This is a genomic window from Aeromonas sp. R4-2, assembly GCF_040908295.1.
Lineage (GTDB): Bacteria > Pseudomonadota > Gammaproteobacteria > Enterobacterales > Aeromonadaceae > Aeromonas > Aeromonas veronii.
The window spans coordinates 37,248-50,329 of record NZ_JBFODL010000010.1; the positions used below are offsets into that span (position 1 = coordinate 37,248).

The 13,082-nt window shown below is 62.1% G+C and carries 12 protein-coding genes; 9 read left to right on the forward strand and 3 right to left on the reverse strand.

Annotated elements, in window-relative coordinates; genetic code table 11:
* The first annotated feature begins 181 nt into the window (after nucleotides 1-181).
* The 6 genes from AB5Y99_RS06930 to AB5Y99_RS06955 all read left to right on the forward strand — a co-directional run bounded on the left by AB5Y99_RS06930 (nucleotide 182) and on the right by AB5Y99_RS06955 (nucleotide 6,885).
* Nucleotides 182-679, forward strand: a complete 498-nt coding sequence (locus AB5Y99_RS06930) for a peptidylprolyl isomerase (RefSeq protein WP_005337417.1) — start codon at nucleotides 182-184, stop codon at nucleotides 677-679.
* The gene (locus tag AB5Y99_RS06935) at nucleotides 669-1,472 is read left to right on the forward strand and encodes a DUF4269 domain-containing protein (protein WP_368209182.1); all 804 of its coding nucleotides are present in this window, start codon (nucleotides 669-671) and stop codon (nucleotides 1,470-1,472) included. The genes AB5Y99_RS06930 and AB5Y99_RS06935 overlap by 11 nt, the downstream gene beginning before the upstream one ends.
* Nucleotides 1,469-2,224, forward strand: a complete 756-nt coding sequence (gene lpxH, locus AB5Y99_RS06940; protein ID WP_368209185.1) for a UDP-2,3-diacylglucosamine diphosphatase — start codon at nucleotides 1,469-1,471, stop codon at nucleotides 2,222-2,224. Before AB5Y99_RS06935 ends, lpxH begins: the two co-directional genes overlap by 4 nt.
* Before the next feature lie 297 nt (nucleotides 2,225-2,521).
* Complete coding sequence (locus tag AB5Y99_RS06945; protein WP_368209188.1) at nucleotides 2,522-5,956, forward strand: ImpA family metalloprotease; 3,435 nt, start codon at nucleotides 2,522-2,524, stop codon at nucleotides 5,954-5,956.
* Between the two features lie 257 nt (nucleotides 5,957-6,213).
* Nucleotides 6,214-6,390, forward strand: coding sequence for a DUF3606 domain-containing protein (locus AB5Y99_RS06950; RefSeq protein WP_005337420.1), 177 nt, complete (start codon nucleotides 6,214-6,216; stop codon nucleotides 6,388-6,390).
* A 246-nt stretch (nucleotides 6,391-6,636) separates the two neighbouring features.
* On the forward strand, nucleotides 6,637-6,885 hold the full coding sequence (locus tag AB5Y99_RS06955) for a GlsB/YeaQ/YmgE family stress response membrane protein (RefSeq protein WP_005359720.1): 249 nt from the start codon (nucleotides 6,637-6,639) through the stop codon (nucleotides 6,883-6,885).
* Between the two features lie 67 nt (nucleotides 6,886-6,952).
* Here the strand turns inward: AB5Y99_RS06955 and AB5Y99_RS06960 are convergent, their stop codons facing one another.
* Nucleotides 6,953-8,392: a sensor histidine kinase gene (locus tag AB5Y99_RS06960; RefSeq protein ID WP_368209190.1), complete on the reverse strand. Its 1,440-nt coding sequence runs from the start codon at nucleotides 8,390-8,392 to the stop codon at nucleotides 6,953-6,955.
* Entirely contained in the window at nucleotides 8,352-9,026 is a 675-nt protein-coding gene (tctD, locus tag AB5Y99_RS06965) for a transcriptional regulator TctD (RefSeq protein WP_368209193.1), read from the reverse strand. Before tctD ends, AB5Y99_RS06960 begins: the two co-directional genes overlap by 41 nt.
* A gap of 222 nt (nucleotides 9,027-9,248) precedes the next feature.
* Between tctD and AB5Y99_RS06970 the strand changes: the two genes are divergently transcribed.
* Genes AB5Y99_RS06970 through AB5Y99_RS06980 form a run of 3 tightly spaced genes read left to right on the forward strand, consistent with a single transcriptional unit; the run spans nucleotide 9,249 to nucleotide 12,220 of the window.
* Nucleotides 9,249-10,235: a Bug family tripartite tricarboxylate transporter substrate binding protein gene (locus AB5Y99_RS06970; RefSeq protein ID WP_368209196.1), complete on the forward strand. Its 987-nt coding sequence runs from the start codon at nucleotides 9,249-9,251 to the stop codon at nucleotides 10,233-10,235.
* An 11-nt stretch (nucleotides 10,236-10,246) separates the two neighbouring features.
* Entirely contained in the window at nucleotides 10,247-10,678 is a 432-nt protein-coding gene (locus tag AB5Y99_RS06975) for a tripartite tricarboxylate transporter TctB family protein (RefSeq protein ID WP_042082375.1), read from the forward strand.
* Between the two features lie 9 nt (nucleotides 10,679-10,687).
* On the forward strand, nucleotides 10,688-12,220 hold the full coding sequence (locus AB5Y99_RS06980; protein WP_088869256.1) for a tripartite tricarboxylate transporter permease: 1,533 nt from the start codon (nucleotides 10,688-10,690) through the stop codon (nucleotides 12,218-12,220).
* Nucleotides 12,221-12,345: 125 nt separating this feature from the next.
* Here AB5Y99_RS06980 and maiA read toward each other — a convergent pair whose 3' ends face one another.
* Nucleotides 12,346-12,981, reverse strand: coding sequence for a maleylacetoacetate isomerase (gene maiA, locus AB5Y99_RS06985; RefSeq protein ID WP_005361400.1), 636 nt, complete (start codon nucleotides 12,979-12,981; stop codon nucleotides 12,346-12,348).
* Nucleotides 12,982-13,082: the final 101 nt, after the last annotated feature.

The following is a 13,082-nucleotide window of genomic DNA, read 5'->3' on the forward strand; positions in this document are numbered from 1 at the left end:
GGTCATAATACCCCGTTCAGGGGCAGAAAACGAGGCAGAAAAGAGGGCCAATCCCGCCTGCCAGCACGGTTACGGCGCCAGAGAGACTATGCCGCCAGCCCCTGATGGGCTAGAATTGCCACCACTTTATGCCATACACCTGCGGGCACTTCGTCGCCCGCATCAAATGAAAGGACATATCATGGTCACTCTGCACACCAATCACGGCGACATCACCCTCACCCTGAATGCTGAAAAAGCCCCGGAAACCGTGGCCAACTTCCTGCAATACTGCCGTGACGGTCACTACGACAACACCATCTTCCACCGCGTCATCGACGGCTTCATGATCCAGGGCGGCGGCTATGCCCCGGGCTTTGAAGAGAAAGACACTCGCGCCCCCATCAAGAACGAAGCGGCCAACGGTCTCTCCAACAAGATCGGCACCATCGCCATGGCTCGCACCATGGAGCCGCACTCTGCCAGCGCCCAGTTCTTCATCAACGTGAACAACAACGACTTCCTCGACTTCAAATCCGCCACCACTCAGGGCTTTGGCTACTGCGTATTCGGTGAAGTGACCGCCGGTATGGACGTGGTCAACAAGATCAAGGGCGTCAAGACCGGTAACTACGGCCGCATCCATCAGGACGTGCCGGTAGAAGACGTAGTGATCACCAAGGTGACCCTTGCTGACTGATCTCTGCCGACTCGGCACTGACAAAACTGCGGCCCCGGCCGCAGTTTTTCCATCTGCCTCCCCCACTGCCAGCCCAAACTGGCGCCGCCTCGACTATCTGGCCCACGGCAACCCGCGCCAGCGCTCGGCCCATACCCTGCTCACTGCCGGTGTGTGGGATGAGCTGACCGCGCAGTGCGCCGATATGGCGCTGGTGAGCACGCTGGCCATCGGCCTCGATCGGCCGGGCAGCGATCTCGATATTCTCTGCCAGCATCCAGATCCCGCCGAGTTTGCCGCTACTTTTGCAGAGCAAGGTTGGCAGGCGAGCGACAATGGCGACAATGTCTGGCTGCTGGAGCGCACCTTTTCCCGCGACCAGTACTGTGCTGATAGCGGTTCTGACAAGAGCGATGCCCGCTGGCCGCTGGAGCTCTATGTCACCCCCGCCCCCATCGAGACGCTGAACGGCTGGCGCCACCTCACCCTGATGGCTGCCCTGCTAGAGCGCTTTGGCGATGCTTTCTATCAGGAGGTATTGCGTCTGCGCCTTGAAGATGGATTGAAAGGGGAAGCGGCCATGTGCCGGTTGCTGGGGCTGGCGGGCGATCCTTATGAAGCGCTGCTGACGCTGGAGGGACGCAATCTGGCCGAGCTGTCATGGCAGCCGCCATCCCGTGACGATATCCATACCGCAACTGGCGCGATGGCGACCGCAGCGCACTGTGCGTCCCCAGTTGTATCTACTACCTCTGCCACCCCTGTTTGCCCTGTTTGCCCTGTTTCGACCGAGAGCCCGACCCCCACATCATGAGCACCCTCTTTATCAGTGACATTCACCTCTCTGCCCAGCGGCCCGATATGACTGCGGCACTGGTGCGCTTTCTCGAGCACGACGCCCCCGGCGCCGATGCCCTCTATGTGCTGGGGGATCTCTTCGAATTCTGGATTGGTGACGATGACCCCAATCCGCTCCATCAACAGATGGCCGACGCCTTCTTGGCCCTGAGCCAGCAGAACGTGCCCATCTACTTTATCCACGGCAACCGTGACTTTCTGCTGGGCCAGCAGTTTGCCAAACGCGCGGGGATGACATTGCTGGGTGACCCTTGCGTGATCGACCTCTATGGGGAGCGGGTAGTGCTGAGCCACGGCGATCTGCTCTGCACCCTGGATGAGGGGTATCAGAAGTTTCGCCGCATCACCCAGCTCAAGTGGCTGCGCTGGCTCTTTTTGCGACTGCCGCTCGCCCGCCGTCAGGCCATCGCCTGCAAGATGCGCGGCCAAAGCCAGATGGAGAATGCTCACAAGAGCCAGATCATCATGGATGTAACGCCCGCGGCGGTGGACGACACCCTGCGCGCCCACGACTGCCGGATGATGATCCACGGCCACACCCACAGACCCGCCATCCACGACTTCACCCTGGACGGCCACCCCGCCCGCCGCATCGTGCTGGGAGACTGGTTCGAGCAGGGCTCGGTGCTGATCTGCCGCCCCGGCGAGCAGCGGCTGGAAATGCGGGCGCTGGCAACGATCGACCCCGCCGCTCAGCCATCCGTCTGACATCCCCCCTGTGCGGGTTGCAGGCAAAACCTGCGGCCCAGCATCCCCTGTTAACCCGGTGAAGCGACTCATTACGGTGAGCTCAGGCTGGTATGGCCTGTGCTGATGGGGTGCTCGCCCCATCCCTATCGGTTCTGCTGCGCCAGCAACACCAGATACGGCAAAAGCCGGCCAAAAAAACATCCAAGATGCTGAAAATAAAGCAAAATGACCATTCAATCAGCGTTGAAATAAGCAAGGCAGCTCATTAGACTACCGACTCCCCTACCCGTCGTAACACAAGGAACGTATCAAACAATGAAAAAGACGGTTCTCACCCCCTTACTGGCGCTGTTGATCACAGGCTGTGGCGGCGGTGATGGCGAACAGGAAGAGACCCCTATCCGCCCCCCTGTCACCCCCAACTATTTCGAGGCATCCAGCCAGAGCAGCGCGGGCGGACAGTTGAACCCCACCAGCCTGCGGTTGGCGGCGGGAGAGCAGGGGCGCTTCTCGGTACAGGCTGACAGCGGTTACCTCCTGACCGAGATAAGCGGATGTGATGGCACCCTGGACGGCCTCACCTATACCACTGGCCCCATGAGCAGCGATTGCCAGATCTCGGCCAGCTTCACGCAGGAGAGTGCCGCCGTCTATTTCAACGCCACCACCCAAGCTTCTCAGGGGGGCGCACTCAGCCCCGACGCTCTGCGTCTGAACGCCGGTGAACAGGGCCGTTTCACCGTGCAGCCCGAGAGTGGCTTCGTACTGACACAGATCGCAGGATGTGAGGGCACCCTGACGGGTAATACCTACACCACAGCACCCATGCGCGCCGATTGTCAGATCTCGGCCCGCTTTATCAGCGATGCCGCCAATGCGATTGCCCGGGAAGATCATACCCTTGCCAGCGAGCAATCCCTGATCGCCCATGCCCGTGCGACGATTGCCGACAGTGAGGCGCACCGCACCGAACTGGTTCGCAGCCTCTATCAGGGAATGGCACAGATCAGCTGGAACCCGAGCCACGACTCCATCACCTTTTCCAGCTTCCAGCCGGAGAGCACGGTGACCCTGCTCCCCTCCAACATCAATGGCAAGGGGGAGAGCGAGATCCGGGGTCTGGTGATGGTCTCCGAGCAAGCCGATTACCGTCAGGCCGCCATGGGGGCGAACCTGTTTTCCGTTGACCGCACAGCGCAGAGCGAGGCGCTGCTCAAGGGGCTGATTGGCTGGCTGACCCGGGGCAAGGATAGCGATGGCCTGCGCATCCTCACCACCCAGATGCCTAGTCGCGCCGATAGCGTCTATTTTCCCCATAACGAAGGCGTGCGTGACTGGCTCAAGGCGATCTATCCCGACAAGCACAACATCAACCCGGCCAATACCTGCGATTATCAGGCGCTGAGCGACTGTATCGACACCATGGCGCCGGAGCTTATCGTGATCAGCGATATCGACCGCCAGGGGCTGGGGTATCAGGGGATCGCACAGGGGATCGCCAAGGCCAAAGCGGCCGGGATCCCGCTGCTGCTCTCCAACTATCGGCGCGATGCCAGCCCGCTGCTAAGCCCCCTCTATCTCGATATGGGGCTGGTCACCTGGGGCAACTACTGGTCAAAACTCAGAGCCAGCGATCTGGCAGTGAACACCATCATGGCACCCGACGCCCAGCTGATGGCGGTCGATACCCTGCTTGGCAACCTTCAGGATCGCAACTTCACAACCCAGTGGCTCGATAGCTGCGGCGGCAACTTTATCAATTGCGGTGGCTCGGAGAGCTTCAACCAGCAGTTCAAGCTGGGTGCCGACTGGCTGAGAAATGCGGCCATCACCCTCGACAAGGCCGGGATCAGTCCCTTTGCTCGTGACGGCGTGACACTGTTGCCCGCCACCCTGCTGCTGGCCGACAAATACAGGGCCGCCATCGACTACCCGATTGCCTGGGATGAACATCAATCCTGGCAGCAGGCGATGTTTGCCGACTGGCTGGTGAGCTATGCCCGCACCCGTACCCCGGCCCAGCCCGATCTGGGGGAGTACGTCACCGATCGCAACAAGGTGGTGAAGGGACAAGCAGCCCACTACGCCTATCCCGCGACGCTCACCGACAGTCGGCGCATTGCGGTTCCCTACAGCGGGCAGTGGACCACCACCGGCTGGTATGCCCTGCCGGGACAGACCATCACCCTGAGACGCACCGATAACGCCGATGTATCCGCTACCGTCCGACTCAACTACCACAGGCCCAACACCAATCGCGCCTATGAGCAGAAGATCTATCGAGCACCGCTGGAGCTGACCACCGGGCGGCTGATCTTGGCCAAGGGGGGCAGTGTCACCTTCACCTCTCCTTATGGCGGCCCTATCTATCTCTATCTGGAAGGGGGGGCAGCATCGCTGGCCGTCCAGGTGAGCGCCACGGGCGTCACCCGTCATCCGGCCATCATGGATTTCAGTGATGAGCAGCAGATTCGCGAGTTCAACGAGCGGCTGGAACAGACCGAGCTGCCCCATATCGATCTGCGGGCCGATGGCGCCGAACAGCATCTGCGCCGGGATCGCTTCACCAAGGCGGTGGGTGGCGTCATCCCCGACACCAATGCCCTGCTCGACAGCATCGCCCGGGATCACATCAATGGCGTCTACACCCTGGCGGGCCTGAAAATTCAGGGCAAGGGGCTCGATGAGTCGCTGCCTGCGGATGTTAAAAACGCCTGCGTGGCACTGCTGGGGGAGGGTTGTCTCGATGAATCGATTCATACCCGCACCATCATCCAGCATGCCAACTATGACCAGAATGCCCATTGCGGCAGCGGTTGCAGTGGCAACCCGTGGGACTCTTCCGGCAGCATCAGCCCGACCGGCTGGCTTGACAATCACGAACTGGGCCACAACCTGCAGACCAACCGGTTGAACGTGCAGTACGCTGCGGCAGGCGATGCCGACAACTGGAGTGGCTTCGGCAGCCGGGCGGGGGAAAACTCCAACAACATCTTCCCTTATGTGGTGAAGTGGCGCGCCCATTATCTGAGAGATGGCAACACGGCGCCCATCAAGGATGGACACATGAATCACAAGGATCTCTTCTATGTGTTCATGTCTGATGCGGCGCAGGTAAGGGACAGGAGTGGCAACCGCGTCGTGCTCGGGACCAACTGCCAGGTGCTCGATACCGGCGAGAGTCGCTACGAAGCCCCCTGGAAGAGCAATGCCTACGCCGTCCACAACGGCTATCGCATGGCGTTTTATATCCAGATGGCATTGCGCGCCCACGGTATGATCCTGACTGATGGCACCCGGCTGAACGATGGCTTCACTATCTTCACCCTGCTCTATCAGCATTCACGGATCTTCGGCGCGGCAGCAGACAGTGAAGCGCAGTGGAATGCCAACAAGGATAGGCTCGGCTTTAGCCTGTTCCCCTACTCGGGGCATGCAGTCTATGGCGGCAAACGGGTGCGCGACATACCGGGCAATGACTTTATGCTGGTTGCACTCAGTCGGCTCACCGGTTGGGACTGGCGCAATCACTTCGATCTGCTTGGCCTGCGTTACTCCAGCCTCGCGGTCGCTCAGGTGCAGGCCAACCAGCGTTATGGCAGCCTACCGATGGGGATGTATGTGCTGGAGGATGACCTGCCCCCAGCCAACATGAGCGAAGGCGTCACATTCCTGACGCTCTCTGAAAGCGACGGATCCACCCTCTGGCCCCGCAACAGTGGCTCGCCAAGAGCCTGCCCAACACCCTGAATAGGGTCATCGCGATAACCCCAACAAGCGCCCGGCTGGGCGCTTGTTGTTTATCCGGCCTCTGGCCCCGTTGTTGATGATGTGAAGAGGGTGGAATTAAGTGGTGATCGCTCACAGATCAGCAAAGCAAACCTGCACTCCTCCTTCAGTCCCCAGGTTGTGTGAACCCCGTCACCTTGCCCCTTGCCGATTGAGAGGATGATAGCGCTCAGGCAGAAACGTCTTTCTCGCCAGTATTTCAACAAGTTGAGGTTTGTATGCCTGACAGCAATGCGGTCGCTCACCCGTTCGATGCCAAGAAGATCAATGTCAACGATCCCTATGAGATGAAGCAGTGGATCAAAATGTTCGAGTGCACCGAAGTCCAGCTGAAACGGGCGGTCAAGGCAGTCGGCACCTCAGGCAAGGCGATCAGAAAATACCTCAAGAAGTGAGGGTGCAACCCCGTCACAAACCCGGCCCCGCTGACGGGCTTTTCTCATTTTGGCCTTTACGTGGGCCATCCCCGCCCCTGTTTGGCGGTGCACATACCGCCATTCAGCCGCTCATAACCGGACTGTGCAGCCCGACCAGCACTGGCCGCCGTCCGACAGCTTGTGACCAGCCCGCGCCGTCTGGCCCTTCGCATCCCGGCATCCCTGCCTATAATGCGGGCTCAAACACACAGAGAGGATTAATCCATGGGCTTTATCACCTGGATCGTATTGGGACTGTTGGTGGGTATTCTGGCGAAGTGGATCATGCCGGGCCGCGATGGCGGTGGCTTCTTCATGACCGCCCTGCTGGGGATTGTCGGTGCCATGGTTGGCGGCTATGTGGGTACCCTGCTGGGGCTGGGCTCAGTGACCGGTTTCAATATCCCGAGCATCGCGCTGGCGACCGTGGGCGCCCTTATCGTCCTGTTTGTCTTCAACAAGATCCGCAGCTGACAACCCAACGCCATCTATGTGTAGATAAACAGGCCACCGCGAGGTGCCCTCTCTTTTTTTATCGCCCTCACGATGTTGCCAGCGGCAAGATCAGCCTCACCAGCAAGCCCCCCAGCTGGGTGGCCGGCAGCAACACAACTTCGCCGTGGTGGTAGTGGGCGATATCGCGCACCAGCGCCAGACCAAGCCCCGCTCCCGGCTGTTCGCTTCCCTGCTCGAGGCGCTGGAACGGCTGCCAGACTCGCTCCGCCAGCTCGGGGGCGATGCCGGGGCCGCTATCCTCTACCTCCAGCCAGATCTGCCCGTTGCTTCGCACCACCCGCGCCGTCACGGTGCCGTGGGGTGGGGTGTATTTGATGGCGTTGTCGAGCAGGTTGGCGCAAAGCTCCCCCAGCAGCAGCGGCTCCCCCGCCACCATGATGGCGGACTCCTCCCCTTCGTAACCGAGATCGATCCCCTTGCTGCGGGCCTGCGCCAACCGTGACAGACAGGCCTGCTGCACCAGCGCCGTCAACTCCATAGGCTCACGCTGGCGCAGCCCGGAGCACTCGTCCGATTTGAGCCGGGCCAGCAGCAGGAGCCGCTCGGTCAGGGCGATGGTGTGATCGAGCCGCACGGCCATGGCATCGAGACTCTCGCTCATCAGGGCGGGATCGCCGCTGCCGCGCGCCACCTCAACCTGGGTTTTCAGGATGGTAAGCGGAGTGCGCAGCTGATGGGCAGCATCGGCGCTAAAGCGCTCCTGCCGGGCCACCAGCTGGCGCAATCGGGCCAGCTGGCGGTTGAACGCCTGCACCAGCGGCCGGGTCTCCTGCCAGGGGAGCAAATCCGGCAAGGGGGCAAGATTGGCGGCATCGCGGCGCAGGATCTCCCGCGACAAACGGCGCATCGGGGTGAGCAGCCGTTTGAGCAACAGATAAGCGAGCAGCAGGGTGAGCACCACCAGCGCCCCCTGGGTCAGCAGGGCCGACCAGAGCAACTGCTCCGCCAGCTGCTGGCGACCGAGCAGGGTTTCCGCCACAGTGATACGAGCCATGCCGTTGACGCCCCCCTCGCCTACCGGTTGCAGCAGCATCACGGCACGGATCGGTGCCTCCTGATAAAGGCTGTCGTAGAAGTAGGCGAGCGCCGGATAACGGTCGGTCAGCGGCGTACCGTCCGGCATGGGGGGCAAGTCGTCAAAGCCGGAGATGACCCTATCGTCGATGCCGCGCACTTGATAGAAGAGGCGATCGCGCATGTTGCGCTCGAAGCTGTCGAGCACCACATAGGGCACATCCACCCTGAGGCTGCCCTCGGCTGCCGTCAGCCGCTCGGCGACGGTGCGGGCCGAAGCAAGCAGGGTGCGATCATAGGCCGAGGTGGCCGCCGCCAGTGCGCCGTAGTAGCTGTACCAGGCCGAGGCGGCCCAGAGGATCAGCAAGGGGCCGCCCAGAAACAGCAGCAGTTGATGGAGCAGGGAGCGGCTAATGGGTGGCCCCCGGCGCCGCTTCCAGCAGATAGCCAAGACCGCGCAGTGTGGTGATCACCACCCCGCTGCCCACCAGCTTTTTGCGCAGCCGGTGGATATAGAGATCGATGCTGTCGAGCCCTACCTCGTCATCGAGGTTGAACACCTGCTCGAACAGCTGCCCTTTGGCGACCGGCCGCCCGTGGCGGTACATCAGCGCGGTCAGCAGCGCCAGTTCGCGCGGAGTCAGGGCAAGGCGGGCATCGGCCAGCAGAAAATAGCCGTCGGGGTGCAGGGTCAGGCGACCCAGCCGCAGCTCGGCACCACCGCTTTCGCTGCGCCGCAGCAGGGCTCGCAACCGGGCATCCAGCTCCCCCAGATCGAACGGCTTGGCCAGATAGTCATCGGCTCCGGCATTGAGGCCGCAGATCCGCTCCTCCACCGCGCCGCGGGCGGTGAGCAGCAGCACCGGCACCCCCTGCCCCCTACTGCGCAACCGGCCTAGTACCGCCAGCCCGTCGAGCTTGGGCATCTCGATATCGAGCACCGCCAGCGCGTACTGTTCGTGGCGCAGCAGGTGATCAGCCTGAGCCCCGTCAGCCACCCAATCCACCGCGAAACCGGCGGTGGTGAGTGCCCGCGACAGCCAGTGGGCCAGTTCGTGATTGTCTTCTGCCAACAGCAAGCGCATCCCTCTCCCCTTGTTCCTAACCACGGCATTCATCCGCACTGCTTCAACTGCATCCCTTCGTCACTGCCATTGCGGGAGAAGGTGCGATCAGGGTCACACTCCCGGCTCTTGGACAGCGATTGAAAGGTGAATGAAAGGTTGTTGTTTTAACAATTTCGCATCACTTCGTCTATCGACGGAGTCACACCCAGGAAAAACAACGACAAGATGGAGCACACAACCATGAAGCAACGCACACGTCATGCCCTCGCCCTGCTGACCCTGCTCGGCGCCCTGCCACTGCAGGCGGCCGAAAGTGCCGCGACCCCGAGCCGTACCGAATGTATCGCACCGGCCAAACCGGGCGGTGGTTTCGATCTCACCTGCAAGTTGCTGCAGGTGAGCCTGCAGGAGACCGGCACCATCGACAAGCCGATGCGGGTCACCTACATGCCGGGCGGGGTCGGCGCCGTGGCCTACAACGCCATCGTGGCCCAGCGCCCTGCCGAGGCGGGGACCGTGGTCGCCTTCTCCGGTGGCTCCCTGCTCAACCTCTCCCAGGGGAAATTTGGCCGTTACGGGGTGGACGATGTGCGCTGGCTGGCGGCGGTGGGCACCGATTACGGCATGATTGCGGTGCGCCACGATGCCCCCTATCAGAACCTCAAGGAGCTGGTGAGCGCCATGGAGCGCGATCCCAACAGCGTGGTGATCGGCGCGGGTGCCTCCATCGGCAGTCAGGACTGGATGAAGACGGCGCTGCTGGCCAAACAGGCCGGGGTTGACCCCCACAAGATGCGCTACGTCGCCTTTGAAGGGGGTGGCGAGCCGGTCACCGCGCTGCTTGGCAACCATGTGCAGGCAGTCTCCGGCGATCTGAGCGAGATGGTGCCCTATATCGGTGGCGACAAGCTGCGGGTGCTGGCGGTGTTCGCCAAAGAGCGGCTGCCCGGCAAGCTGGCCACCATTCCTACCGCCAAAGAGCAGGGTTATGACCTGGAGTGGCCGGTGATCCGCGGCTTCTATGTCGGCCCCAAGGTGAGCGACAGCGAATACCAGTGGTGGAAGCAGACCTTCGATCAGTTGGTGAAGACCGACACCTTCAAGGCGCAGCGGGATCTGCGCGGCCTGTTCGAGTTTGACCTCACCGGCGAGGCCCTCGACAGCTACGTCAAGGAGCAGGTAGCGCAATATCGCGAGCAGGCCAAAGCCTTCGGTCTGGCCAAATAGGAGCCGCAGCCATGAGCGATCGCATCTTCGCCGCCATCTGGCTGCTGCTCTGTCTGGCAGGCGCCGCTATCGCCTGGCAGATCCAGAGCGAATACAGCTATGAGCCGCTGGGGCCGCGCCCCTTCCCGCTCGGCATCATCGGCCTGATGGCGCTCTGCGCCCTGTTGCTGCTGCGCCGCCAGCCGGACACCGTTACCTGGCCGCCGCTGCGTACCCTGCGCCACCTCGCCATCATGGTGGTGGCGCTGGCCGGGTACGGTGCCAGCTTCGAGTGGCTGGGCTTTCCGCTGGCCACCACCCTGCTCACCTTTGTGCTGGGGCGCCTGTTTGGCGCCTCTGCCAAAGCCGCCCTGCTCTCCGGCGTTGTCGGCGGTCTGGTGCTCTATCTCGCCTTCGACCGGCTGCTGGATGTCACCCTGCCCCTCGGCGTCTGGTTCTCTTAAGGAGTCAATATGGATACCTGGATGTACCTATCCCAGGGCTTTGCGGTGGCACTCACCCCGGAGAATCTGGTGATTGCCCTGATCGGCTGCTTTGTCGGCACCGTGGTCGGCCTGCTGCCGGGCCTTGGCCCCATCAACGGGGTCGCCATCCTGTTGCCGCTGGCTTTTGCCCTGAAACTGCCCCCCGAATCGGCGCTCATTCTGCTCGCCACCGTCTACATAGGTTGTGAGTATGGCGGGCGGATCTCCTCGATCCTGCTCAACGTGCCGGGGGATGCCGCCGCCATCATGACCGCGCTGGATGGCTACCCCATGGCCCAGCAGGGCAAGGCGGGAGTGGCCCTCTCCATCTCGGCGGTCAGCTCCTTTGTCGGCTCCATGCTCGCCATCGGGGGGATCATCCTGTTCGCCCCGGCGCTGGCGCGCTGGTCCCTCGCCTTCGGCCCGGCGGAGTATTTCGCCCTGATGGTGTTCGCCATCGCCTGCCTTGGCAGCATGATGAGCCAGAACCCGCTCAAGTCCTTTATGGCGGCGCTGATTGGGCTGGGGCTCGCCACCGTCGGGGTGGATGCCAACACTGGCGTCTATCGCTTTACCTTCGACAGCGTTCACCTCTCGGACGGGGTGCAGTTTATCGTGGTGGTGATCGGCCTCTTCTCGGTGAGCGAGATCCTGCTGATGCTGGAGCACACCAGTGGCGGCGGCAAGCTGGTGCGCACCACCGGGCGGATGCTGTTCAACTTCAAGGAGCTGGTCCATTGCACCGGCACCATGTTGCGCTCATCCACCATCGGCTTCTTCGTCGGCATTCTGCCCGGTGCCGGTGCCACCATCGCCAGTGCCATCACCTACATGACCGAGAAGCGCCTGGCGGGGCCCAATGCCAAATTCGGCGAGGGGGACATTCGCGGCGTGGCCGCACCGGAGGCGGCCAACAACGCATCGGCCTGTGGATCCTTTATCCCCATGCTGACCCTGGGGGTGCCGGGGTCGGGTACCACGGCGGTGATGATGGGGGCACTGACCCTCTACAACATCACTCCGGGCCCCACCATGTTCACCGAACAGCCCGATGTGGTGTGGGGACTGATCGCCGCCCTCTTGCTGGCCAACGTCATGCTGCTGGTGATGAACATCCCCATGGTGGGGCTCTTTACCCGCATGCTCTCAATCCCGCTCTGGTTTCTGGTACCCGCCATCGCCAGCGTCTCGGCGGTGGGAGTCTATGCGGTGCACAGCACTACCTTCGATCTGCTGCTGATGGTGGCCCTCGGGGTCTTTGGCTACCTGCTGCGCAAGATGCACTTCCCCATGTCACCGCTCATTCTGGGCTTCGTGCTGGGTGAAATGCTGGAGCAGAACCTGCGCCGCGCCCTCTCCATCAGCAATGGCGACACCGCCATCCTGTGGAGCAGCGGCATCAGCCAGACCCTGCTGGTACTGGCCATCGTGGTGATCACCCTGCCCCCGCTAGTACGCCTGCTGCGCCGCCGCAAAGCCGATCCGCTGATCCCGGACGCCCGCCCGGAGCAGGGAGCCTGATCCCCTCTGAACAGAAAGAGGCACGCCAGCAAACTGGAGTGCCGTTAACGAACAAGGGCCCCACACAGTGGGGCCCTTATTTATGAATGGCGTGTTGACGCCATCCCGCGATTCAAGTCAGTAGGTCACTGCGCGTCCGGCTGGTTGGCGGGGGCCGCCTTGATAAAGGCTTGCAACTGTTCGCAGTTGGCGACGATGCGGCGGATGGTGGGGTAATCGTCCAGGGTCATGTCGTAGCGGCGGGCGTTGTAGACCTGGGGCACCAGCATGCAGTCGGCCAGGGTCACTTCGTTGCCGACGCAGTAGACACCGGCGGTGGTCATCAACAGCTGTTCGAGGGCGGTGAAGGTCTCGTCAATCCAGTGGCGATACCAGCGAGCCTCCTGCTCGTTGTTGGCCCTGAAGTGCTCTTCCAGATAGTTGAGTACCCGCAGATTGTTGAGCGGGTGGATATCACAGGCGATCATATTGACGATCTGGCGCACCCGGGCCCGCGCGTCGGGGGAAGAGGGCATCAGGGAGTAGGCAGGATAGGTCTCGTCAAGGTACTCCATGATGGCGACCGACTGACCGATCTGCACATCGCCATCTACCAGAAACGGCACCAGCCCTTGCGGGTTGATCCGGCGATAGGCCTTCTCGCTCTGCTCGCCTTGCCGCAAATTGATGGGGTGCTGCTCGTAGGCGAGCCCCTTGAGCTGCAACACGATCCGCACCCGAAAACTTGCCGACGAACGCCAATAGCCAAACAACTGCAACATAATCTGTCCCTGCATCTTATCTGGGCCTGAAGCCCGGCAGGTGCTCGCCACCTGCCTCCGTGTGTATCCGGCACCGGTTGAGGGCTCGTCGTGATCCGGAC

Coding starts and splice junctions, on each gene's coding strand:
- AB5Y99_RS06930 (WP_005337417.1), top strand. CDS start 182: ATGGTCACTCTGCACACCAATCACGGCGACATCACCCTCACCCTGAAT.
- lpxH (WP_368209185.1), top strand. CDS start 1,469: ATGAGCACCCTCTTTATCAGTGACATTCACCTCTCTGCCCAGCGGCCC.
- AB5Y99_RS06945 (WP_368209188.1), top strand. CDS start 2,522: ATGAAAAAGACGGTTCTCACCCCCTTACTGGCGCTGTTGATCACAGGC.
- AB5Y99_RS06950 (WP_005337420.1), top strand. CDS start 6,214: ATGCCTGACAGCAATGCGGTCGCTCACCCGTTCGATGCCAAGAAGATC.
- AB5Y99_RS06955 (WP_005359720.1), top strand. CDS start 6,637: ATGGGCTTTATCACCTGGATCGTATTGGGACTGTTGGTGGGTATTCTG.
- tctD (WP_368209193.1), bottom strand. CDS start 9,026: ATGCGCTTGCTGTTGGCAGAAGACAATCACGAACTGGCCCACTGGCTG.
- AB5Y99_RS06970 (WP_368209196.1), top strand. CDS start 9,249: ATGAAGCAACGCACACGTCATGCCCTCGCCCTGCTGACCCTGCTCGGC.
- AB5Y99_RS06975 (WP_042082375.1), top strand. CDS start 10,247: ATGAGCGATCGCATCTTCGCCGCCATCTGGCTGCTGCTCTGTCTGGCA.
- AB5Y99_RS06980 (WP_088869256.1), top strand. CDS start 10,688: ATGGATACCTGGATGTACCTATCCCAGGGCTTTGCGGTGGCACTCACC.
- maiA (WP_005361400.1), bottom strand. CDS start 12,981: ATGTTGCAGTTGTTTGGCTATTGGCGTTCGTCGGCAAGTTTTCGGGTG.